The organism is Methanosarcina sp., assembly GCF_049706645.1.
In the GTDB taxonomy this organism is placed as follows: domain Archaea; phylum Halobacteriota; class Methanosarcinia; order Methanosarcinales; family Methanosarcinaceae; genus Methanosarcina.
This window is the reverse complement of record NZ_JBNAKP010000035.1, coordinates 1-23,341: the sequence shown is the minus strand read 5'-3', so window position 1 is coordinate 23,341 and position 23,341 is coordinate 1. Positions and strand designations below refer to the sequence as shown.

The window sequence follows — 23,341 nt, the reverse complement described above, 5'->3', positions numbered from 1 at the left end:
TCCAGCTTACGGGCTTAAAATTCTGCTTATAGGTCTAAGTTCCCACATCAGCTTTCCAGTTTTATTTTATGCAGCTTTTTTGGTATCATTCTCTCCAGCTTATCTTTTCTACAGCCTCAGTAAGCCTGAACCTCCCGGTGAGAACTTTCGTTTTGAGCTCCTCGGCGGCTATGATTGCCCTTGCGCGGTCAGACTGGCGCAGGGTTACTTTGATGTCTCTCAGGCAGCCCCCGGCTGCACATCTGACAGAACCCAGATTTGCGCTGAATGCTTCCCCCCGGCACCTTGAGATGCAAAGCCCGCAGCTAAAGCAAAGTTCCGGACGGTGTGCAGCTCCTGTTTCCCCCCTGCTTACCGCACCCATGGGACAGGCTTCGATTACAAGACAATCTTTGCAATTAATGCATTTTCCGGGCTCGTACTTTATATTCAGGTCGGCATTATCCCAGACATCGCCGTAAGTGATCTCACAGAGCGGGATTCGGCCTGCGAGGTCTACCAGCTTAAGCGGAATTTCCTTATCGAGCTTCAGGATATTCTCCAGCATGCCTTCGTGAAGAATCGGGATCGGGACTGCCCAGGTATTGATTATCTCAGGGCCGGCAGAGGTTACGAAGCCTCCCATGTATTCAGGGATCATGTCATGCATGTCCGCAAAACCTGTAAGGTTAGGATTATCCGGAGCGCTTCGAGTGCCAGCGCCCGTAACAAACCCGTCTGCTCCATTGAGAAGCACCCTTGTCCCGATTCCTATAGTTTCGAGCCCGGGATCGTTTTCAATTGGATTTAACTCGCCGCAGCCGCAAAAAGTCATTTCTTTAAATTCACCTTCAAACGGCAGGGCATGAAAGATGGTTTTAATAGGCTCTTTTCCGGGATTAACAAACGCCCGGTAATTCTTAAAGGCATGTCGTGTTGCATGGAGTTTTGCATAGGGGATTTCAGATAGCCGTGTCTCCACTGAAAAGCGATCTCCTTCACTGGTAGTCACATCAACTTTAACGGTCTTTCCTTCTACCATCTCCCTGAACAGGTGTCCGCCTCCGTAGCTGGGATCCGACTCACTGTGAGCTGTTCCGAGTACGATCAGGTCCAGCACTCCAAGCCTTTCGTTAGGGCAGGGACCTACAACTGCAGGCACGCCGTTCAGCAGGACTTTGGATGCCTTGACAAACGAGTCGGGCTCTGAAACTTTGAACGAAAGTACGGCATAAGTTCCACTCATAATGCCGCGAGTTGCAGTAGTTACAACATCCACATCTTCAAGCCCTATCTTCCCCCCTGCCCGAATTCTCGCACTAACTTCTGTTGCCGTAAGAACCACAGCGTCTCCCGCATCAATTTTACCCTGAATTTCCGGAATTGTTCGGGACGTCCCTGTATTATCGAATGCTCCGTTCATGTTTCCCTCAACCGGGATATTGAATTCATACTATTTTAGAGGCGTGTTCACTCTAATTATAGATGGCAAGATTCTAAAAACAGGACTTGAAAATAAATTAAAGCGATGTATAAAAGGAAACAATGGAAGAAGTAAATAAGGAATGAAAGAACTAAACTATGGGAGAGCTTTTAAGAATTAATCAGAGAATAAAAAATTTGAGCCAGAATTCCAAAGTATGAGGCAGAGTGAAAAATCGGCCACCAGAGTGTAAAATTCTTTGTCTTTTCAAGGCTGATTTGAATAGAAAAAGTCCAGACCACCCAAAACTTATATAAATGATGATGCGTACTATGGAGTTGCACTTTGATGCGAAAAACGGAAACAACAAACGACTGGGCTCGTGGTCTAGACGGTTATGACGTCGCCTTGACATGGCGGAGGTCCTGAGTTCGAATCTCAGCGGGCCCACTCAAAAATTTTCCGGAGATTTTTCCGGAAAGTAAAAAACAGGCTACTACTTAATTAAATGATAAATTTTAACTTGCCTGCCCAGGTAGCTCAGTGGGAGAGCGCTGCCCTGAAGAGGCAGTTGTCCCCGGTTCGAATCCGGGTCTGGGCACCATAGCACATCAGTAGTGTAGCGGTCATCACCGGGCGTTGCCAACGCTCGAACCCGGGTTCGAATCCCGGCTGATGTATAATTAATTTGCGAATCAATTTACGAATTAAATACGTCTAAGAATCAGGCAAACCGTTCCGGTTTTTTGCTTATTTTCTTTCATTTCCTGCTATCTATTCTTTGCCTATTTTCTTTTTTACCGATTCATTATTTTTTGTCCACTCCTATTCTTTGTCCACTCCTATTCTTTGTCCACTCTCTATTCTTTACCCACTCTCTATTCTTTGTTTATTTCTATTCAGTTCCTATTCTCTGTTAGTCCTGTTTTCCGGGCATAACCTATATTAAAACTTATTGTTTCGAGTTTTAAACATTTATTGTATTGTCCAGCTCTACAACAAAACATTAGTTCCTGAGTAAATATATTCTAGCTTATTTTTAAGGACTCCTTTTTAGGTCTCCTTTGTCAAGCTTTCGAAAGATATCATATTCAATGTTAACCTATACTCAGGATCGGAACTTAGAGAGTGTAGTACCCATAGGCCTGGAAAATAAGATGTGTTAACCAGCTCATTGTCAACCAAAAAATTAATTAAAACATAAAATCATTATAATTATTGGATATACATCTCGAGAAGACAGAGAGACAAGTCTGCTTGAAGAGATCTATACCAACTATGTTGCAAACCTGAAAAATCGTAGGAGATTTGAAAATGACAGGAAAGTTCCAGAAAAGAAATGCAGAAAGGAAAGGCATCAGAAAAGAATATGAACTGGAGCAGAAGTTAATAAAGGAAATCGTAGACGAAATTCAGGTAAGCGGCGGTGGATCTATCGAGTGAGTAGAAAAGTACACATAACAATCCAGGCTGGAAAGATTTCCGAGCAGACCGTAGAAATAGCTGAGAGCGCTACCTACGAAGACCTGCTTAATACTTTGGATATAAATCAGGAAACAGTACTTGTATTAAATGGAGGAAATGCTGTTCCCCTTGATGGGGCAGTCAGTTCCGATAGACTAACAATCCTCAAAGTTGTCACAGGGGGCTGACCTGCCAGCAAAAAGCAGAACCCCTCCTTTATTACAATTCCTTTTTTCCACATTTTTTAAAGTCTCCGTATAGCGTTTTTATTATTGAGAGCATTTCTTAGCTTTCGAGCACTTTTAGAGCATTCTTACCCGAGTTCTGCAAGCCAAAGACCTTTTTAGAAAAAAGGCCTGTCCGCAAACTTTTTTCAAAAAAGTTAGATTGAAAACGGCGAACGCCTGTGATTCAGAAAATACTTATAATTCCCAGGCCCTATCCGGCGTGATCAACCGGCGAACGGTTGCGGCTCAGCGGTTGCGGCTCAGCAGTTGTGGTTAAAGGGAAATCATGAAGAAAGAGGATTTAAAAAGTTAAACAAGAGTTAAACCCGGGAAAAGAGAAACAAGTTGTATATAAGGTGGAAAAGTCCGGAATCAGGTAATTTTCAACGCAAAAGTTGATTGAATGCGCAGAAGAAAATCCGGAGGAGTAAAGAACATGAACGAAAAAATGATGGGAAGGTTTTTATTTCCATAATGGTCGAATTCCAGAGAAGGATTGTCAGCCATTATGGAGCAAATCCTGTTTGATAGTCTTTACTTTGAGGGAGCAAGAGGCACCTTTTTACTCATGACTTTCAGCTTCTTAATTGCTGAGATGGTTGCCTGAGATTCTTTGTAAATTTTATCTTCATAATAACTTATGATCTCGTCAACGGGAGCTGCAAGAGCATAAATCTTTATTGGGCGCCCTTTACCAGGTTTCTTTTCCGAACGAACGCTAACCCAGGACTGGTTGCGCATCAGCCTCATTGCAAGGCTTACTTCGGGTTGTCTTAATCCGGTACTGATTTCGATTTCGCGGGATGAAGCCTCGTCGACATTCATAAGATATGCCATGGTTGTAGCGACATTTCTGGACATCCCGAGGTTCCGTAACGTTTCAATAAAAATGTGGTCGTTTTCGTCCAGCACTTTTACTTCATAGTCTTTCATGATAACCCCTTCATACTTGTAGTTTAATGGATAAGTTTGTCAGTTAAAATAATATCAAGATAATTATGTTTAGACCTTCAAAGAATGCTTTTATAATCACCTTTCAAAACTGACAACAACTGCCAAATATACACACCGTAGATATATTTATACGGTAACGTATTTCGTTTTGAAATTTTAAAGACAATAAAAAACGTTTTTACGTGATATAGCGGATTGTTTCCGTTTTAAGTCCAACAACCGGTTATTAAAAACAAATATCTTATGTTTATAACCGGCTACTAGAGCCCCGTTTTATGAGATTGATGGGAAGGGCCTTACAGATTTAACAATTAAACCTGTATACGTATATAATTAGAAGGTTATTCATCTCCAACAATTAATAATGTACTCATACTATTTAAAGTTGTATATATTAAAAGGGAATTGAAAAACTTTCAATTACTCCTGACATGAGTTACTGTATGAAAATATTTAAACATAGGAGACATTATAATATCAAGATTCAGATAAAAAATTTCAAGTTTCATAGTAAAATTATTATAATTCAACTGATTAATAATTTGGTCTCTCGTTTCAGGAGAAAATGGAATTAGAAAATATATTGGAAACTGATATTCCCAATTCAGCTGAAGGAAACCTATAATCGCACTGGATAAATTGAACCTGACTATTCTTCTTTAATACCAGCTATTTCTGGAAGAAGATAGGCCGATTTAAAGAATGAAAGGAATAAAAGATTATTAAAAATGCAAGAACCCCGGTTTTAATGATCGAGACTGCAAAAATTAAGACCGATGCTGTAAAAGAAAAAAACCTGAATATGTTTATCTTATTAACTGGTTTTCTCTATTAATCGGTTCTATCCTATTAATCGGTTCTATCTCATTAATCGGTTCTATCCTATTAATCGGTTTTTTCTATTAATCGGATCTCTCTTATTAATTCATTTTTTCTCATTAGCTCATTTTTCTTATTACTCATTTATAACTTTCTGCTACTGGAAAAAACGATTCTGGAAGCAATATTATAAAAGGCATTTAGAAGCGTAAATTAAGATTAAACTTAATAAAATAAATACAATTAAATAGGGTCAATAGTTACATAAGCCCATTAATTAAGCACATTAAGTTATTATTTAATTCATTATCTAAGCCAACTACTTAAGTCTATTCATTAAGTCAATTATTTAACCGTAACTGACCAGTTGAAAGTAGGAAAAATAGCGAGCATGAGTTATTGGTATGTCCTGCGGACAAATACCAGGAAAAATAAAAAGTACAGCGATATCCAGAAAGTTGAGTTCGCCTCAAGAGAAAGACAAAACCGGTATAAAGAGTTGATAGCACGATCGAGCTGATAATCAAAGCGTTCTGGCTGATGATTCCGGCATACCTTCCCAACCCATTTGCAGCTGTTTTCGGGGGTGGAAAGCCGATTGACGGAGGCAGAACTTTAAGGGACGGGAGAAGGATTATAGGAGATGGAAAAACTTACAGAGGGCTTTTTTCAGGCATTTTCTTCGGAGTGCTTGCAGGTAGTATCCAGATCTGGCTGAGTTCGAGAGGATTTGAGATTCTGGGAATCGAGATGCCAGCCTTCGGCCCGAACTATACAGAGGCTTTCATAGTTGTTCTGGCTCTTGCCTGCGGCTCACTTTTCGGAGATATGTTCAAAAGCTTCTTCAAGCGCAGAATGGGCCTGAAAAGAGGAGCTCCACTCCCGCTTGTAGACCAGCTGGACTTTGTAATCGGAGCCTGGGTCTTTGCATACCTTACAGCGCCTGAATGGTTCGTAAGCAATTTTACGCCTTCGATAATGATAACTATCCTTATAACGACGCCTCTGCTGCATCTTACGACAAATATAATAGGATACTTCACAGGTATAAAGAAAGAACCGTGGTAAGCTTATGGGAGCTAATACGGTTCTTAGCACAAACTTTTTCAAAAAAAGTTTGACCAAAAAATGTGAACCGCGGTAAGCTTGGGAGCTAATACGGTTCTTAGCACAAACTTTTTCAAAAAAAGTTTGACCAAAAAATGTGAACCGTGGTAAGCTTGGGAGCTAATAAGGTTATTAATAAATATAAGATTTAATATGTTGATGAGGTAATATTTAAAAACAGATAGCTAATAAGGCTGCAAACCGGTGAGATCATGAGCAAATCGGAAACAGAAAATGAATTAGAGACGCAAAAACAGGAACTGATCGCAGCCCTCAAAGCCTGCGGAGCTGTCCGCTACGGGGACTTCACGCTTGCCTCGGGAAAGAAAAGCAAGTATTATATAGATATCAAAAAAGCCAGTACCGATCCTAAAACTCTGAAACTTATAGCACGGCAGGCAGCATTCAGGATAAAACAAATGGATGTGAACATAGTAGCAGGAGTGGAACTTGGGGGTGTGCCGCTGGCAACCGCGGTTTCCATGGAAACCGAACTTCCTCTGCTTATAGTCCGGAAAGCTGTAAAGGGCTACGGTACAAAGAGCCGATTTGTGGGCGACATTAAACCGGAAGACAGGCTTGTAATGCTTGAAGACGTAACGACAAGCGGGGGCTCGGTCAGGGACGCAATTGAGGTTGTCAGAGAAACCGGAGCAAACGTCAAATACGTAATCAGTGTAGTGGACAGGGAAGAAGGAGCGAAAGAAAGCTTAAAAGAGGCAGGTGCGGAACTTCTTCCTCTTGTGAGTGCTAGCGATATCTTAAAGTAAGGAAGGTGCGAGAGCAACTCCCTTTACTGAAGCTTTCAGGTTTTACCTTTAAATCCGTAAATCGCTGCAGGAAGATACTCAAGAGTTTTAGCGAAACCGGACTGATGAAGGTTCAAGATCACTTCACCGATAATTTCGTCACGAGTTGCACCCTCTGCTTTGCCATCATCGCATGCATCTGTACGCCTCTTGGGTTTCGATTCGCAGACTGAATGGCTATATTGATTAACTGTTTTGCTTTGGCATCAAGCCCTTTCAAGGCTCTCCGGGCTTCAATAAGATCATTAAAACGTGCTACTACTTCCGGGTGCTCTTTCTGGAATATTTCATATGGGTTTTGATTCGCACCCTGTATCTCCTGAGAGAGTTTACTCATTTTTTAATTAACAAAATTAGGTTTTGCGTGTCAGGGCAGGATATGCGCTTCAGAGCCTATAACGAAATCCTGAGACCCCATGTTCAGCGGAAAGAATTTGATAACTGGAAGATCGACCACCGGAAAGAATGACGCAAGGCTTTGGAAAAGATATTGAGAAGAAAGATCTTTAGTTCGGTTTGAAGCCTGACAATGAGAAGATATTTATCAGAAGAAATAGAGAACTAGGAAGTCCTTCAGTGTATTCCTGATTAAAAGTGTTGTCAAGAAAAACAAATAGCTGCATAAAGTAACGTCGAGAGGTTTTGAGGACTGAAAATTCATTACCTTTTCTTATCTCATCTTCTTATCAGTACACATTAAAGCCAGACCTGAACATAAGAAAGTAATCTTTTTAAAACCAGGAGAATGAAAATGAAAATTTTGCTCATCGGCGGAGGCGGAAGGGAACATGCAATCGCCGAAGGAATCAAGAAAAGCAAGCATAAACCCTCCCTTTATGCGTTAATGGCGAAAAAAAATCCCGGAATTGCCGCCCTCTGTGAGGATTTTCTCCTTGAGACGGAAACCGAAATTGAAAAAGTCGTTGAGTATGCAAAAGCCAGAAATGTTGAAATGGCTTTTATAGGCCCTGAAGCTCCTCTTGCAGCAGGAGCTGCAGATGCCCTCTGGGAAGCCGGAATTCCGGTTGTAGGGCCTAAAAAAGCCTGTGCGATTATAGAATTTGACAAGGCCTGGGCAAGAAATTTCATGAAAAAATATGGAATTGAAGGCTGCCCTGCCTATGAAGTTTTCACAGAGGAACAACCTGCACACGCTTTCATAGAAAAACTGGGCGACGTGGCCGTCAAGCCCTCAGGCCTGACAGGGGGCAAAGGCGTAAAAGTTATGGGAGACCAGCTCCCTGATCTTGAAGCTGCCAAAGCCTACACAAGTGAGCTTCTTGAGAAAGGGGCTGTGGTCATCGAGGAACGCTTTATAGGAGAAGAGTTTACGCTTCAGGCCTTTGTGGACGGAAAGAGCCTTGTCTTCTTCCCTGCTGTCCAGGACCATAAAAGAGCTTATGAAGGGGATCTTGGACCCAATACAGGCGGCATGGGTTCATATACCGACGCCGGGGAAATCCTGCCTTTTATGCTCCCTGACGATCTTGGAAAAGCAAAAAAGATTATGCAGGATACCGTAAAGGCACTTTATGAGGAAACTGGAACCGGGTATCAGGGTGTTCTCTATGGCCAGTTTATCCTTACAGCCAGCGGCCCCAAAGTCGTCGAGTTCAATGCACGGTTCGGTGACCCCGAAGCCATGAATGTGATACCCCTCATTGAAACCGATTTCGTGGAAATTATGTCTGCTGTGGTTGAAGGAACCCTTGGAGACTTGCCTGTAAGCTTCAGCAAGAAAGCGACTGTGTGTAAGTACGCCGTTCCCGCAGGCTACCCTGATAAGCCTGAAAAGGACAGCGAGGTAAGTGTAGGAGATGTCGGGGAAGCTTCCATTTACTATGCCAGTGTCTACGAAAAAGAAGGGAAAGTTTATACAACCGGCTCCCGAGCCATTGCAGTTGTCGGGATTGCGGAAACCATAGCTGCAGCCGAAAAAATTGCCCAGAACGCCCTTGAAAATCTCAGGGGTAAGCTATTTTTCCGGAAAGACATTGGGACTGCCGCTCTTATCCAGAAGAGAATATCCCATATGAAAGAACTTAGAGGCTAACTGCCTGGAATAGAGGCTGACTGCCTGAAGAGTCCTGCAAAAGTACAGCGTGCAAATAAGTACTATGCAGTAATATAAAGTTTAAGTTCAGCCAGAATGAAGTAAATTCAGCTAGAATGGAGTAGATTTAGCTAGAATAAAATCGGGGTTGAAGCGATGAAGAAGGATGTACTTTCGATAACTGACCTGTCCAGAGAGGAGATCTATGACCTCCTCGAATCGGCCGCAGACCTGAAAGAAAAACGCAAGGCAGGAGAATCTACAGAGTTCCTGAAGAATAAAAGCCTCGGGATGATTTTCGAGAAATCTTCCACCAGAACCAGGGTATCCTTTGAGGTTGCAATGACTGATTTCGGAGGACACGCCCTTTACCTGAATTCCAGAGATATCCAGGTAGGAAGAGGTGAAACTATTGAGGACACTGCCAGAACCCTCTCAGGCTACCTTCACGGACTCATGGCTAGAGTTATGAGCCACGAAACTGTAAAGAAATTAGCCGAATACTCAACCATACCCGTGATCAATGCGCTTTCGGACCGGGAACACCCCTGTCAGATCCTGGGCGATTTCATGACAATCATGGAATACAAGCGCAGGTTCGAAGGCCTGAAGTTCGCCTGGGTGGGAGACGGAAATAACGTCTGCAACTCAGCCCTGCTAGGCTCGGCTATTATGGGAATGGAATTTGTCATAGCCTGCCCGAAAGGATATGAACCGAAAGCCGAATTCCTTGAAAAGGCAAAAGCCCTCGGAGGCAAGTTCACAATTACAGACGACCCCAAAATTGCCGCAAAAGATGCAGATATCATTTATACGGATGTCTGGGTCTCCATGGGCGACGAAGCCGAACAGGAGAGACGCCTGAAGGACTTTTCCGCTTTCCAGGTTAACACCGAACTCCTTGGAATCGCAAAGCCGGACGTAATAGTTATGCATTGCCTGCCAGCCCGGCGAGGCCTTGAGATTACGGATGAAGTCATGGACGGCCCGAATTCCGTAATTTTCGAAGAAGCCGAGAACCGCCTGCATGCGCAAAAAGCCCTTATCCTGAAATTGATGAGATGAAAATTTCATCAATTCCAAACCTACTTTATATATTTTATAATATTCATGGTTTTTCCGGTTCCTGTCTTTTGAGTTCCGGTTTAATCGGCGTTAAATTCCGCCCCTGAAAAAGCAAATTATTAAAAGAGTCCAGACGAATTTCGTCCTCCGAAGAGGCTTTCAAGGAAAAAGTATAAGAACAAAGAGCACTACTATTGCTCCTGCAACATAAGCTATATCATGCAAGGGTTGCCCAGCCAGCTTTTTAATTAAGAAATACCCGTATGCGAGAGTTGCCCAGCCAGGTCAAAGGCGCTAGGTTCAGAGCCTAGTCTTGTAGGAGTTCGTGCGTTCGAATCGCACCTCTCGCATTAAACTTTTTTTAATTAGCTACTTTTTTGCTCATATCTATTTTTTATATCTTCTGGGGTTATGGCAGGAAGCTGAATCAAAGGATTTAAGTTTACGATATATTCTCATAGGAGTTCGGGCGTTCGAATCGCACTCCTCGCACTCAATTGCAGTATATATATTTGTTACATGATAGCCTTCCGCTTAGCCAAAGGTGATGGATTAATCCAATTATAAGCCGGTTGTGGTTAGAATTACATATCTCACACTAAGTTCTTACTAACTCTATTTTGTTAGTCCATCTTTGCACATATAATATTTTGAAAAACCTGAATATCAGCAGTCCTTTTAAATTTCACTATAATCGGAGAGTTTATTTTTTAACCTAAACCTTTTTCCTTCTTTTCTTTGAGAGTACTAATGCCCTTCAGAAAGAGATATTTAAAGCTTGATTGGTTGAAATTATTTTTAAACTTTTAACGATTTATTGTTGATTTTTCAGTTTAAATGTATAAATCTATCCCAATTGTGGAACTAAATTTAATTATTAAGACCTGCTCTTAGCAGGCTTATTTTTGGCTTGTATTATGTTAGGATTGTACAACTGTAGGATTATACAATTTTAGGATTGTACCTTCTAAAAAAACATTAGCACTCAGCATTAGACAATAATAAAAAAATAGATAAATACATTAAGAAGTATGTAATAAAGAAATAAATTATTTTAGTATTTTTTTGCCTTTATGATATCTGAGGATTGTTAATAAGATAACCGGAATTTAATAAAATTAGAGGGCGATTATCATGGATTTATTTGATTTTGCACCGATCTCAAGAGAGGGTGTCTGATGGTATTTGAAATACCGGAACAAAACAAAATAGATTTTGAACCGGCACTGGAAAAGGTTTATGGAGAAGACGAAGTAGTTGAGATGTTTGCAAATATTCTAGAAATTACTGAAAGAGCCAGATCAGAACGTATAACCTATTTAAAACAACTTGAAATAGATATTAAACCAGCATTGGAAAAGGTCTATGGAGAAGACAAAGTAGATGAGATGTTTGCAAATATTCTGGAAATTATTGAAAGAGCGAGATCGGAACGTCTAGCTTCTTTAAAAATGGATGATATCACAAGAGATTGCAGCTGGTATAAAGACGAAATAATGTACACGTTCTATGCAGATCAATTTGGTGTAAAAAATAAAAATACTACCAATACATTTAAAGATTTGATAGAAATGCTCCCTTATCTTAAAGATTTAGGAGTGACAACACTATATATTTTGCCTTTTATGGATTCTCCAATGGGTGACGCAGGTTTTGATGTTCGAGACCCTCAAAAAGTTAGAGAAGATCTTGGTGGGATTGCTGAGTTTGATCAGTTTATGGCAGAGGCGAAAAAATATGGATTTAAAATACAAGCAGATTTAGTATTGAATCATTTTTCGGATCAGCATGAATGGTTTCAAGACGCCTTAAATGGTGATGTCAGTAAACTGGATTACTTCGTATTTCGCAAAGAGCCACCAAAGTATGAATGTTCGCAGGACGGTACGATAATTAAATATATTGAAGAAGACGGAGGCCCTCCGTCAGAAAGAAGGTTAATTTTTACCGATGCCAGTGAGGAAACTCACTACAGGAAAGTCAATATCGGCAGAGATGATTATTATCTTTATCATACATTCTATCCTTTCCAGCTTGATATAAACTGGGAAAATCCCGAGGTTCTTTACTATGTGCTGGAGAAAATAATCGCTTTTTGGAGCAATAAAGGTATAGATATATTCAGATTGGATGCTATTCCTTTTCTTATAAAGGAAAAAGGTACAAATGCTGAAAATCAGCCAAGGACTCACTGTATAATCAAGATTTTAAGTTCATTTAATCAGGCAATCGGCCCTAGATCAATTTTTCACGCTGAAGCCTGTGAACCCCCAGAAGAGGTTCTTAAATATTTTAGCAAAGAACGCGTTTTTGATATTTACGGAGGCGAAAATTTAACCCGAACAGATGGGGTTCAAGTTGCTTATAATTTTCCGTATATGCCTGCAATTTGGGCAAGCTTAATTACAGGAAGTAACGAATATTTCTGGAATGTACATGAAGAAACTCCTCCTATTCCTGAATCCACTGCATGGGCTCAATTTTTAAGAGTACATGACGAATTGACTGTTGAGATGGCTGATACCAGTACCCGAAAAATTATTTATGATGCATTACTTTCAAAGGGTAAAGATTTTAAGGGTCTTGGAATTAGCGGCAGAATGGCTAATTTCCTGGACAAAAATCCAGCGAAAATAGGTCTTGCTTTTGCTATACTTCTTTCTCTTCCCGGGATGCCTGTAATTTACTATGGAGATGAAATTGGAGCCGAAAATAACACGAATCATGGAGAAGAAGCTGAAAATAAGCGTAAGGAAGTTCTAAATAAAATAGATACAAACTTTTGTTCTTTTGATAGTCGAGATATTAACCGCGGCCCTATCTTAAAGAGTGACTTCTATAGTTCAGAGAAAGACAATGTAATCTACAAAACAGTCAAGAACTTAATAGAAGTGCGAAAAGGGATGCCTGTTTTAGGAAGAGGAAAATTATCCAGATTAGAATCAGACAATAAAGAGATTTTTTCCTATCGAATAAATAGTGACGATCAGTATGTGATTGTTGTAAATAATTTATCTGGAGAAAAATTAGAGACTTCTCTTACATTATCAAATGATTTAGTTGAAAAGATAGGTAAAACGACAGGTATGGTAAATCTTATTGATCGTGAAAAAATAAATGTTTGTTTAAAATGTGAAAAATTAATTGTTTCTCTTGAGCCATATCAAACCTTGTGGTTGAATTAGTCCCAAAACCCTTAATCTTAATTAAAATGAAGAAAATGGTAGAATGCTATGGTCTCTTTTTTAAGGGAACTTTCAGTTCCCGATAAACAAACAAAGCAAGAATACTTTCCTGGATTTGATCAATTGTATTTCCCCCAATGTGTCGAATTCAAGCATATCGCCTGTAATCATCGTCCTGTGGGTTATCACACCAGCAAGGAATATCCAGTACTTGCCGATAATGAGTTACTAGTTGAAGATATCAACATCACTTTTTAGCTAGGCAAGTGCATAAAATATGTGAGAATGAATACTTACTCCAAAACCTGGACAACTACTCCAAAACCTGTACCACTCCTGGATCTTATGAAAAATGAGCGTTTATTGAGATTGATTCCATATGGAAAAAGTTCTGCTTACGCCAATGACGGCGGAAAGCATACGCTTTGGATATGTGACCAGTCTGACCATGCAGTTTTTGTAAGAAGCGACCTGACGGCAGAGCATGTCCTGAAGGCTGCAGTCACTATATAAAAATTGAAATTATGTTGTGAGGAATTTGCGTGCTAGAGCTTTCTGAACGAGAGAGAATCCCCGAAGCCTGGGACATATACAAGAGGCATACCCTATCCAATACCATTATCAACAGTATGGTCATACGGGACGACGAGCTGACGCTCGTAACGCAAGAGAATGGCGAGATACCTATTACAGAAAATTACGGGTATGGCCTCTATTACCGTGATTGCAGGTACCTGAGTGGTTTTCTCATGCGACTCATGGACATGCCTCCGACGCGGGTTTTGTCCAGTGACGTGAATGGTTTCAGATCGACGCTTATGGTCACCAACCCGGAACTAAAGGATTGCACGGGCACCACAGTCGCCAAAGAAACGCTCCTCGGCATCCTGGCCACGGTCATACCAGGATGCATCCGGCATAGCCAGACCATCCGGAACTTCAACATGTTTCCTGTGAATTTGAGACTTACTTTTGAATTCGACGCAGATTTCGCAGACATGTTCACCGTCAGGGGCATCGCCCCTCCGACCGCTGGGAAAGTGTTGCCTGCCCGGTTCGATGGTAAAAATCTTTACTTATCCTACGAGGGAGAGGACAAGCGTCGGCGCAATACGATCATCGCATTTGATCCATTGCCAACAAGGGTTGAAGGGAAAAAATGCACATTCGAGCTAAAGATAGCTCCCCGCGGGTCACAGACGGTCAATGTGGAAATCTCCGCCGAGGAGATTAAGCCTGGACAGGAACCGGAACGGCCAGTGAAAAATCCCGATGAGCGAATGAACCAGATCATGAAGTCCTACGTTAAGACCCTCGATTGCTGCAACAACATACCTACCAGCAATAACATTTTCAACAGCATCATGATGCGCTCTCTGGCCGACCTAAACATGATGCGCATGAGCCTTAACGGAGACTTGTTCCATTCGGCCGGAGTACCCTGGTATGACGCACTATTCGGGCGGGATAGCATCATCTCGGCTCTCCAGCTATTGCCTTTCGAGGCGGGGCTGGCAAAAAGCACGCTGCTGGTGAACGCAAAATTCCAAAGCGACATCTCAGATGACTGGAGGGACCAGGAGCCCGGTAAAATGCTTCACGAGCTGAGGCAGGGCGAGCTGGCTAACCTGAACCTGATCCCACATTCGCCTTACTACGGCACCGTCGACGCCACGCCCCTGTTCCTGATCCTTCTGACCGAATATGTGAATTGGACTGGGGACATCGAGTTGGTCAAGCAGCTGGAAGACAATGTGGACCGGGCCCTGGAATGGATCAATATCTACGCCAATATGGAAGGAAATGGTTTTGTCTACTATGCGGTGAAATCCCCATTGGGCATTTACAACCAGGGATGGAAGGACTCCCCCGACTCTATCAGCCGTTCAGATGGCACGCTGGCGAAACAACCAATTGCTGTTGCCGAAGTACAGGGATACGTGTACATGGCAAAAAGACACCTTGCGCCGTTATTCAGGCGACTGGGTCGGGAAAGAGACGCGGCCAGGCTTGAAAAGGAAGCCCGGGAACTGAAAGAGAGGTTCAACCGGGAGTTCTGGATGAAAGACAGGCAATTTTTCGCCCAGGCGCTGGACGCGGAAGGCATATGCGATGTAATATCGTCGAACCCTGCGCAGTGCCTGTGGACAGGAATCATCGATCAAAAATACGTAAAATACATGGTCGACAGGATCTTCAGAGACGACATGTTCACTGAATGGGGCATTCGCACTCTGTCATCGAAAGAGCCACGATACAACCCGCTAGGGTACCACAACGGCACTGTCTGGCCTCACGACAATGCGATCATTGCCATGGGCTTGAGAAAGTATGGATTCATCAATGAGATGTCCTTATTGTTCACGGGCATATATGAGGTGGCCAGGGCGTTCAAGGACTACCGTCTGCCGGAATGCTTCAGTGGGCTGGCGCGCTCGGAGTACGGCATCCCAGTGAAATACCCTATAGCCTGTAGCCCGCAGGCGTGGGCGTCTGGAACCATGCCATTTATGTTAATCGCCAGCCTGGGCATAGCTCCCGACGCCCTGAACAACCGTCTGATCATCAGCAAGCCCCATCTGCCTTCGTGGCTGGACAACGTGCAGTTCAACAACGTGAAGGTCGGCAACACACTGACAGATCTGAATTTCAGGAAGGTCGAGTGCGAAACGCTGGTCAACGTATCCAAAAAGAGGGGGGATATCAATGTTCTTATCGAGTATTAAGCTTCTGGGAACTAAGCGGAGAGAATAAATGAAACAGGACTAACAATAGAATTAGTAGAGTTATGGCAAAAGTGGCAATATACACCATAAGCATATGCCCGATCTGCTGGAAAACAAAGGAGTTTTTTCCAGGCCAGAGGCGTACCATTCGATTTCGTCATTAAGATCTCGCCAGCGAGAGCGAGCAAACAAGATAGCGGCTGAGATGGTGAAGGGATTCGGTGATATCGGCTTCCCATTTGTCAGGGTCGGCAATGTTATGGTCATCAGGTTCAATCCAGAGAGGTTTGAGCAGCTTTTGAAATCGGAGAAGCTCGAACCGGCAACCAGCCAGGCTTAACGAGATGGACATCATGGCACGAGACTTGGACCTTTTTTCAGTATCTGATGGGCGATCTTGCGCTACAAAACCGCATAGCGATTTATGACAGTTTCAGCCCATTCAATAGGATATCATAGACCGTTAGTCTCTGGAGTGTGAACTGCCATCACCTCTTTCTTGACCTCTTCCTTGAAAGCTTATGGGATGTATTCAGAGTCCAGTCTCGTAGGAGTTCGTGCGTTCGAATTGCACCCTCGTATCAAACTTTTTTAATTATATCGAGTAAAACTGATTTTATTATTTGTTGACATTTATTAAGATATGATAGAGTTTTTCTTAGAGCCTATCCGAAAAGTCCTGCTGCTCTGAATGTTATCCATGCACATGCTAAATGTAGCATAGCAAGGTAATTCTCAATTTTCTTTTCCCATCTTATAAGCAGTCTTCTGAATCTGTTTATCCAGGAATGTGTCCTTTCTACAACCCATCTTCTTGCCCTAAAATCTGGTATCTCTATTCTTATGTTTTCCTCTCCACGGCTTTTGATATGGGCAGTATAACCATATTCTTTAACTAATTCTCTGATATCAGGAAAATCATATCCTTTATCCATACATATATTCTGAATTCCATCATCTGGAGAAGGTCTTTCAAAAATAATGGCATCTAAAGTCTCTTTTACAAGCTTTTTATCGTGACGATTTGCTCCATCCACTATTACTGAAAGTGGTATACCTTTACCATCTGTTAAAATACTCCTTTTTGTACCTTTTTTGCCACGATCAGTTGGATTAGCTCCAGTCCCAGCTCCGCCTAATGGTGCTTTTGTCATAACACCGTCAATTGCTTGCCACTCCCACTCTAATCCGTTTTTATTATCGTACTCCAGTAGACCAGCTTTCCACATTTGTTCAAATAATCCTGATCTTCGCCATTCCTGAAATCGATCATGGACAGTGCTTGGAGCTCCATAAAATCTTGGCAAAGCTTTCCATTGGCAACCAGTACGAAGGAGATAAAAAATACCACTTAATATTCTCTTATCATCTTTTCTAGGTCTTCCAGGCTTCTTTTTTGGTTTAGGGAAGGGGAACAATGGTTTGATTTTAGTCCAAAATTCGTCAGAGATCTTGTAGTCGTATCCGTTTTTTCGTGTTGCCACTAATCAACATTACCCTAAAATGTAGTTATTCTACTTTTCGGATAGGCTCTTAATACTTTTATGAGAAACAGGAAATTAATAAACGGCCATAATATTGGTTAATTTGCATCAATGTTCTAGATCAAAATTTTTAGCTTATGATTTATTCATTTTCATGATGATTCACTACTATCACTTATATTATGAGCCTATCCCGAAACTCAAAATTTCATTTTTAAACCTCATATTTAGAACAATCGACCGAATATCTGATCATGGAAAATTTATCCTGAAAACTCCTGATGATTTAGAATAAGACAGGTTTTGATATGAGCTCATATTATACTTTTTAACTCGGAACTTGATTTTTTCATATTTTCACCCGATCTGTTTTGTTAAGAATGTTTCTTAATTAGTGGCCCAGATTTTAGGATGCAGTCCTGAACGGCCTGTAAAGCTCCTTCTGAATTGAAATAAAAACAATAAGTTTTAACGAGGTGTGTTGTGATCCGATGAAGTTGTACATATTTTTTAGAGGTTTTGCAAGACGACTATCTTTTTCAGTTATGGACCCTCGCTCAGGTTTGAAGGAATCAGGTTGTATTATTGAAAAAAGTATATGCGAAAAGTTATATCCATGCCTTACGTTTACGAATCCTATGAAAAAAAGGTTTTCCAATAAAATCCTCATTGTTGGTTATGGCTCAGTTTCACAATGTACCCTACCCATTTTACTGGACAAACTCGATGTTCCGCTAGAAAACATTACCTTAATTGATTTTGAAGACAAATCAAAGGCTCTGAAAAAGTATACTAATCAGGGATTAAGATTTGTCTGTGAAAAGATTACCCCGAAAAATTTGGATCAAGTTTTGTCACAATATATGGAAAATGAAGGCTTGATCATTGATCTTTCATGGAATATCGATGCCAATGACATTATAAAGTGGTGCCATGATCACAATGTATTGTTCGTTAACACGTCTGTTGAAGTATGGGATCCTACTGAGGGATTTTTGACCCGAAGTCTATTGGAAAAATCGCTTTATTTACGGCAAATGAGGCTGCTTGAACTTTCCCGTGATTGGAAAGATGCACCGACTGCAGTCGTTGACCATGGAGCAAATCCTGGCCTGATAACTCACTTCGTAAAACAAGGCTTGCTGGATATTGCCACCCGCACCTGTGCTGATAAGAAAGTCTCCCCCGAGGATGAACAGGAAATTGCCCTCCTTGCAAAAAACAGGGATTTTGCCCGCCTGGCTAAGAAATTGGGAATCAAAGTGATCCATTGTAGCGAGCGAGATACTCAAATTGCCAACCGAGCAAAGGAGGTTAATGAATTTGTAGGAACATGGAGCATCGAAGGCTTGAGGGAAGAAGGGATAGCCCCGGTTGAAATAGCCTGGGGAACGCATGAGAGCAAATTGCCGCCCCTGGCGCATATACCTCATTACGGACCGAAAAATATGATTTTCTTGCCCCAGATGGGCGTTAATACATGGGTCAGATCATGGATACCGGATGAAGAAATTGTAGGTATGGCCATCCGTCATGGCGAATCATATGGACTTTCACAAATGTTAACTGTCTGGGAAGATGACAGGGCGATCTATCGGCCCACCGTACATTATGCTTATATGCCCTGTCATGATACACTTTCGTCTCTATGCGAATTGCGAGGCCGGAATTATAAGCTTCAACCCAGGCTCAGGATTATGACAAATGAAATCATATCTGGCGAGGATATAATGGGTGCACTCTTGATGGGCCATTCTTATAATTCCTGGTGGACTGGGAGTTCATTGGGCATTGAAGAAGCCAGGTCCCTTGCTCCCGGTCAGAATGCTACTACTCTTCAGGTAGCTGCAGGCATTGTTGCTGCTGTACTCTGGATGCTTGAAAATCCGCGAGAAGGTATTAAAACACCTGAGGACCTGCCTCATGATTTTGTCCTGGATATTGCCAGACCGTATCTTGGAAAATTTATTTCCACACCGTCGGACTGGACACCGCTAAAAAATCGCAAAATATTTTTCAAAGAAAATCCAGCCGTGAAACACAATCCTGATCCATGGCAATTCGAAAATTTTCTCTTCGTAGGTTAATCCCGGGTAAACTACCCCTCCAGGGCAGACTGATGTCTGTCGGGGAGGGGGGCTTTCTACTGTGCCTCTGTGTAAAATACCAGGCAGCAGGAACAATACTGAAGTCGTATTTAATTTATTAACGCTTTCAGATACCGTAAAGTAATGATTTTAGGAGTTCGTGCGTTCGAATCGCACCTCTCACATTAGATTTTTTCTGTAATTACTAGTAATCTGAGCTATTTATCTTTTCTTTGCTTCATTCTTTCTCGTTAATTTAACTTCTCCATCAGCAGGATCTAAAATATAATCTCCGTTTTATATTCCATTGTTTTTGAATTTCCTTTGCAGATTCGCACATTTTTATTATACATTTCTCTGATGTATCTATAACCATCCTGAGGATAAATTCTTGAGTAATAGTTAAAAGACACACCAGAGCGAGCTGAAAGTGTTGAAGTAAAGGTTAAGACCTGCCGGAGAGCCCAGCCCACTAGAGCTTCCAATAGATTGAATTACTTCAAGGATATTCTTAAAAGGAAGCCAAAAATTATATTGTTCGTGATCGTAACATTACTAATTATCGAAAGCATTTTTAGAAATATTAATTATCAGAAGGCATCACATTGAAAAAACAAACAAAAATTATTATCGTTCTTTTTTTACTAGCTCTGGCAGCCTCAACACATTCAACAATCACCATTAAACCTGCAACAATATTAAACATATTAACATTAATTTTTGTAGCAATCACAACAAGCATATCAGCAGAAACAGTAGAAAAGAAAAAACAAACAATAATTATTATCGCTCTTTTGTTACTAGCTCTGGAAGCCTCAATATATTCATCAAGCATCAATAAACTCGTAACAATATTAAACATATTAACATTAATTATTGTAGTAATTTCAGCAAGCGTATCAGCAGAAACAGTAGAAAAGTCTGAAGAAGTAGCATAAAAAATAGAATACTTTCAAAAATCTTCATTTCATTAAATGAGTTGCAGAACAAGATTATTAACTAATCGGGACAATATATCAAAAATATCTTTTGTTTCATATATATCTTTGATAAAATTTTTATATAATTAGAATTTAAGAAATCGTAATCTTTTTATTGAGGGGGAAATATAAATGAGAACTCATTATAAAAATTTTATGATATCCCATGATAGATTATTTAAAATGACAATTGATTTAGTTACTATTCTCATCCTTTACATATTGCTACTGGCGCTAATTGTCGGGGTAATAAATATCCTCCTACAGATCAAATCAATTCTATCCGGGACTCTGGGAGGCGGTTTTGGTCAGATAGTATCCGGTGTCCTCACAGTTTTTATTCTTATTGACCTTTTCAATACTTTTGTCGATTATCGAGAACATAAAGAAATAAGACTTACATATGTAACCGACGCTACGACTTTAATAGTCATGCGTGAAATCACAGCAGGGGTATATGCCCAAAAATATGATTACCAATTTATTTTGGGTATGTCGGTATTGCTGCTGACGTTGGGTGCAATAAGGGCTTTAGCTGTCAAATATCCACACAAAACATGATGTCTCCCATCATTTGTAGAGGCAAATGATAAAAGGTTGAGATCTATTCCATGCTGGAAGTTTTGGTAGTATCTGGTCATTCATCAGGCACTTCAAAAAGTGCAGGGTACTTCTCTTTTAATTTTATGAGGAGTTCTTTGTCTAATTTTGTATCATAAAGTGTTTTCACTTTAGAAAGCTGGTCAAGTGATAAATGCTGAGCTCCTTCTAGGTTAGCCTTTTTAAGGTTAGCCTCTTCAAGATTAGCACCTTGAAAGTCGGCTCTTTCAAGATGAGCCTCTTGAAGTTTAGCCCCTTCAAGGTTAGCCTTTTTAAGGTTAGCCTCTTCAAGATTAGCACCTTGAAAGTTAGCCTCTACAAGGTAAGCCCCTTCAAGGTTAGCTTTTTTAAGGTTGGCTCTTTCAAGGGAAGCTCCTTTAAAGTCAGCTCTTTCAAGATGAGCCTCTTCAAGGTTAGCCCCTTGAAGGTAAGTCCATTTAAGGTTAGCCCCTTCAAGATGAGCCCCTTGAAAATTAGCCTCTATAAGGTAAGCCCCTTCAAGGTTAGCCTCTTGAAGGTTAGCCTCTATAAGGTAAGCCCTTTCAAGTTTAGCCCTTTCAAGTTTAGCTCCTACAAGTTTAGCCCCTTCAAGGTTAGCTTCTATAAGGTTAGCCTCCATAAGATTAGCCTCTATAAGGTAAGCCCCTTCAAGGTTAGCCTCTTGAAGGTTAGCCTCTATAAGGTAAGCCTTTTCAAGTTTAGCTCCTCCAAGTTTAGCTCCTCCAAGTTTGGCCCCTTCAAGGTTAGCCCCTTCAAGATTAGCCTCTTGAAGGTCAGCTCCATAAAGGTTAGCTCCCTGAAGGTTAGCTCCCTGAAGGTCAGCTCCATAAAGGTCAGCCCCTTGAAGGTTAGCCTCTTTAAAGTTAGCCTCTTTAAAGTTAGCCAAATGAAGTTTAGCCAATTGAAGGGTAGCCTTTTCAATGTTAGCCTCCATAAGGTTAGCCCCTTGAAGGTTGGCCTCTGTAAGATCAGCATGAAAAAGATCAGCTCCCCGAAGGTTAGCCTCTTCAAGGTTAGCTCCTCGAAGGTTAGCCTCTTCAAGGTTAGCTCCTTGAAGGTTAGCCCCTTGAAGTTTAGCCTCTTGAAGGTCAGCTCCTTGAAGGTTAGCTCCTCTAAGGTCTTTTCTCTCGGCAATATCCATATACAACTATCGGCTTTGAACTAAAATAAGCATTACTATGCCAGGAAAATATCCTCTGCACTTCAGGATTTAATTTTAAAATTGTATAGATTTACAGTCTCGGTCAATCTGATCTGTCAATTACAACGCCTATTGAATTTGATTTTGTGCTCCAAATGCGTATAACTCTAGAGAGGATATCAAACTTTGACTATTCTGAAAGCCTGGAAAATCTTCAGCACAACTCTGGCTTTAAGCTTATCCTTTGTTGCAATAATACACGATTGTTTTTGCGTTCTCCAGATTGTATTCTTTCCCAGACTGGACAGGTATTGCAAATGCATTGTCTGTTAAAGAACTCACCCCCACGACCTGAATTTGCCTTTGCATTCATTGATGACATCGTCAGCGCTAGTGTATCCCTTGTCTGGAATATTCTCAAGAGCTTCTATTATCTCATAGCTGGCTCCATGCTTTTTGGCTTGCTGAACTAGATCCTTTTTCGTTAAAGGGTAGTTCATACTTTTCAAAATATTCCGAACTTCAATAGAACTTGCCTGCATCTAGTTTTCTCCCCTTATTTGGTTCCTTATTGTTTATTTTTGCCTTGGAAATCTTCGCCAACAGCATGTGTTGATTTACTCTTGTAAGGAAGACCCCTTAGTAGCTTCATGACCCTGCCTCATGTATTTTATAGACTCTTCTGGTTTGAAAACCTTTCCTGATAAGTCCACCTACCTATCAAGTATTTATTGTTTCTTTCCCAATTTAATTGTCGACATTCCATTCAGTATTATACAATAAATAATATATGCAATAAATAATATAAAAAAGAACTCAACCCAAAGGTTTGTTAGACGATGATTATTTAGATCTAGCAACTCTGTATTTTGTATTAATATTGAAAACTTAAGACACCTGAAAACCAGAACTTTGGGCTAACTCCGATTAAATCCATATTTCAGATAAGCCTGAGAAACGGACTACTAATATTAGATAGGACTTACGCGGTTAACTGAAAAGCCAATAGCATTAGACTTTAAATCATAATAGTTATAACAGACCTGTTTGCGCTTTATTTTGCTCCTCAAGTGCGTAAATCCTATATAAAGAATAAATGTTTCAATAAAATTATTGGTATATATTTAGGGTCCTACAAAATAAGTGCGTAAACTGAGGATTCAGAATGCTTATTTTAGGTAATAGACATATAACCAGAGTTCCCCCAATAAAAGTACATTCTTAGAATCCAATTTAGA

General features: G+C 40.9%; 19 protein-coding genes and 4 tRNA genes. 16 read left to right on the top strand and 7 right to left on the bottom strand.

All coding sequences use genetic code 11. The annotated features are described in order from the left end of the window. Positions 1 to 85: 85 nt before the first annotated feature. Positions 86 to 1,402, bottom strand: coding sequence for a methanogenesis marker 16 metalloprotein (locus ACPK8D_RS12220; RefSeq protein WP_424718129.1), 1,317 nt, complete (start codon positions 1,400 to 1,402; stop codon positions 86 to 88). Between the two features lie 376 nt (positions 1,403 to 1,778). On the opposite strand from ACPK8D_RS12220, the gene ACPK8D_RS12215 reads away from it, so the two are divergent. From ACPK8D_RS12215 to ACPK8D_RS12195, 5 genes are all read left to right on the top strand, one after another. Continuing rightward, positions 1,779 to 1,852, top strand: a tRNA-Val gene (locus tag ACPK8D_RS12215). Between the two features lie 79 nt (positions 1,853 to 1,931). After that, a tRNA-Phe gene (locus tag ACPK8D_RS12210) sits at positions 1,932 to 2,006 on the top strand. 4 nt (positions 2,007 to 2,010) lie between these two features. Continuing rightward, positions 2,011 to 2,082, top strand: a tRNA-Gly gene (locus tag ACPK8D_RS12205). A gap of 634 nt (positions 2,083 to 2,716) precedes the next feature. Continuing rightward, positions 2,717 to 2,845, top strand: coding sequence for a hypothetical protein (locus tag ACPK8D_RS12200; RefSeq protein ID WP_255420867.1), 129 nt, complete (start codon positions 2,717 to 2,719; stop codon positions 2,843 to 2,845). Further along, entirely contained in the window at positions 2,842 to 3,054 is a 213-nt protein-coding gene (locus tag ACPK8D_RS12195) for a MoaD/ThiS family protein (protein ID WP_424718128.1), read from the top strand. The genes ACPK8D_RS12200 and ACPK8D_RS12195 overlap by 4 nt, the downstream gene beginning before the upstream one ends. A 573-nt stretch (positions 3,055 to 3,627) precedes the next feature. On the opposite strand, the gene ACPK8D_RS12190 is transcribed toward ACPK8D_RS12195, so the two are convergent. Further along, positions 3,628 to 4,026, bottom strand: a complete 399-nt coding sequence (locus ACPK8D_RS12190; RefSeq protein ID WP_424718127.1) for a transcriptional regulator protein — start codon at positions 4,024 to 4,026, stop codon at positions 3,628 to 3,630. 1,359 nt (positions 4,027 to 5,385) lie between these two features. Between ACPK8D_RS12190 and ACPK8D_RS12185 the strand changes: the two genes are divergently transcribed. Then, positions 5,386 to 5,934: a CDP-2,3-bis-(O-geranylgeranyl)-sn-glycerol synthase gene (locus ACPK8D_RS12185; RefSeq protein WP_424718204.1), complete on the top strand. Its 549-nt coding sequence runs from the start codon at positions 5,386 to 5,388 to the stop codon at positions 5,932 to 5,934. Between the two features lie 251 nt (positions 5,935 to 6,185). Next, the gene (gene pyrE, locus ACPK8D_RS12180) at positions 6,186 to 6,743 is read left to right on the top strand and encodes an orotate phosphoribosyltransferase (protein ID WP_424718126.1); all 558 of its coding nucleotides are present in this window, start codon (positions 6,186 to 6,188) and stop codon (positions 6,741 to 6,743) included. Positions 6,744 to 6,861: 118 nt separating this feature from the next. On the opposite strand, the gene ACPK8D_RS12175 is transcribed toward pyrE, so the two are convergent. Beyond that, entirely contained in the window at positions 6,862 to 7,119 is a 258-nt protein-coding gene (locus ACPK8D_RS12175) for a carboxymuconolactone decarboxylase family protein (RefSeq protein WP_424718125.1), read from the bottom strand. A 414-nt stretch (positions 7,120 to 7,533) separates the two neighbouring features. On the opposite strand from ACPK8D_RS12175, the gene purD reads away from it, so the two are divergent. The 6 genes from purD (at position 7,534) to ACPK8D_RS12145 (ending at position 15,811) form a co-directional block, all read left to right on the top strand. Next, complete coding sequence (gene purD / locus ACPK8D_RS12170) at positions 7,534 to 8,835, top strand: phosphoribosylamine--glycine ligase (protein WP_424718124.1); 1,302 nt, start codon at positions 7,534 to 7,536, stop codon at positions 8,833 to 8,835. A 156-nt stretch (positions 8,836 to 8,991) separates the two neighbouring features. Continuing rightward, on the top strand, positions 8,992 to 9,900 hold the full coding sequence (gene argF / locus ACPK8D_RS12165) for an ornithine carbamoyltransferase (RefSeq protein WP_424718123.1): 909 nt from the start codon (positions 8,992 to 8,994) through the stop codon (positions 9,898 to 9,900). Positions 9,901 to 10,165: 265 nt separating this feature from the next. Then, positions 10,166 to 10,250, top strand: a tRNA-Leu gene (locus ACPK8D_RS12160). 828 nt (positions 10,251 to 11,078) lie between these two features. Continuing rightward, positions 11,079 to 13,085 (top strand): alpha-amylase family glycosyl hydrolase, encoded by a 2,007-nt coding sequence (locus ACPK8D_RS12155; protein WP_424718122.1) that lies wholly within the window; start codon positions 11,079 to 11,081, stop codon positions 13,083 to 13,085. Positions 13,086 to 13,364: 279 nt separating this feature from the next. Then, positions 13,365 to 13,598, top strand: a complete 234-nt coding sequence (locus ACPK8D_RS12150; RefSeq protein WP_424718121.1) for a hypothetical protein — start codon at positions 13,365 to 13,367, stop codon at positions 13,596 to 13,598. Positions 13,599 to 13,627: 29 nt separating this feature from the next. Next, the gene (locus tag ACPK8D_RS12145; protein ID WP_424718120.1) at positions 13,628 to 15,811 is read left to right on the top strand and encodes a glycogen debranching N-terminal domain-containing protein; all 2,184 of its coding nucleotides are present in this window, start codon (positions 13,628 to 13,630) and stop codon (positions 15,809 to 15,811) included. A gap of 160 nt (positions 15,812 to 15,971) precedes the next feature. On the opposite strand, the gene ACPK8D_RS12140 is transcribed toward ACPK8D_RS12145, so the two are convergent. Next, positions 15,972 to 16,163 (bottom strand): hypothetical protein, encoded by a 192-nt coding sequence (locus ACPK8D_RS12140; RefSeq protein ID WP_424718119.1) that lies wholly within the window; start codon positions 16,161 to 16,163, stop codon positions 15,972 to 15,974. A gap of 313 nt (positions 16,164 to 16,476) precedes the next feature. Further along, a complete protein-coding gene (locus tag ACPK8D_RS12135) occupies positions 16,477 to 17,295 on the bottom strand; it encodes an IS5 family transposase (RefSeq protein WP_424718118.1) in 819 nt (272 codons plus the stop codon). A gap of 638 nt (positions 17,296 to 17,933) precedes the next feature. On the opposite strand from ACPK8D_RS12135, the gene ACPK8D_RS12130 reads away from it, so the two are divergent. The 3 genes from ACPK8D_RS12130 to ACPK8D_RS12120 all read left to right on the top strand — a co-directional run bounded on the left by ACPK8D_RS12130 (position 17,934) and on the right by ACPK8D_RS12120 (position 20,923). Next, the gene (locus ACPK8D_RS12130) at positions 17,934 to 19,382 is read left to right on the top strand and encodes a saccharopine dehydrogenase NADP-binding domain-containing protein (RefSeq protein ID WP_424718117.1); all 1,449 of its coding nucleotides are present in this window, start codon (positions 17,934 to 17,936) and stop codon (positions 19,380 to 19,382) included. 605 nt (positions 19,383 to 19,987) lie between these two features. Further along, positions 19,988 to 20,320, top strand: a complete 333-nt coding sequence (locus ACPK8D_RS12125) for a hypothetical protein (RefSeq protein WP_424718116.1) — start codon at positions 19,988 to 19,990, stop codon at positions 20,318 to 20,320. A 225-nt stretch (positions 20,321 to 20,545) separates the two neighbouring features. Then, positions 20,546 to 20,923, top strand: a complete 378-nt coding sequence (locus ACPK8D_RS12120; RefSeq protein ID WP_424718115.1) for a phosphate-starvation-inducible PsiE family protein — start codon at positions 20,546 to 20,548, stop codon at positions 20,921 to 20,923. Positions 20,924 to 20,999: 76 nt separating this feature from the next. Here the strand turns inward: ACPK8D_RS12120 and ACPK8D_RS12115 are convergent, their stop codons facing one another. Further along, positions 21,000 to 22,103 (bottom strand): pentapeptide repeat-containing protein, encoded by a 1,104-nt coding sequence (locus ACPK8D_RS12115; protein ID WP_424718114.1) that lies wholly within the window; start codon positions 22,101 to 22,103, stop codon positions 21,000 to 21,002. A gap of 338 nt (positions 22,104 to 22,441) precedes the next feature. Beyond that, complete coding sequence (locus ACPK8D_RS12110) at positions 22,442 to 22,645, bottom strand: DUF2795 domain-containing protein (RefSeq protein ID WP_424718113.1); 204 nt, start codon at positions 22,643 to 22,645, stop codon at positions 22,442 to 22,444. Positions 22,646 to 23,341: the final 696 nt, after the last annotated feature.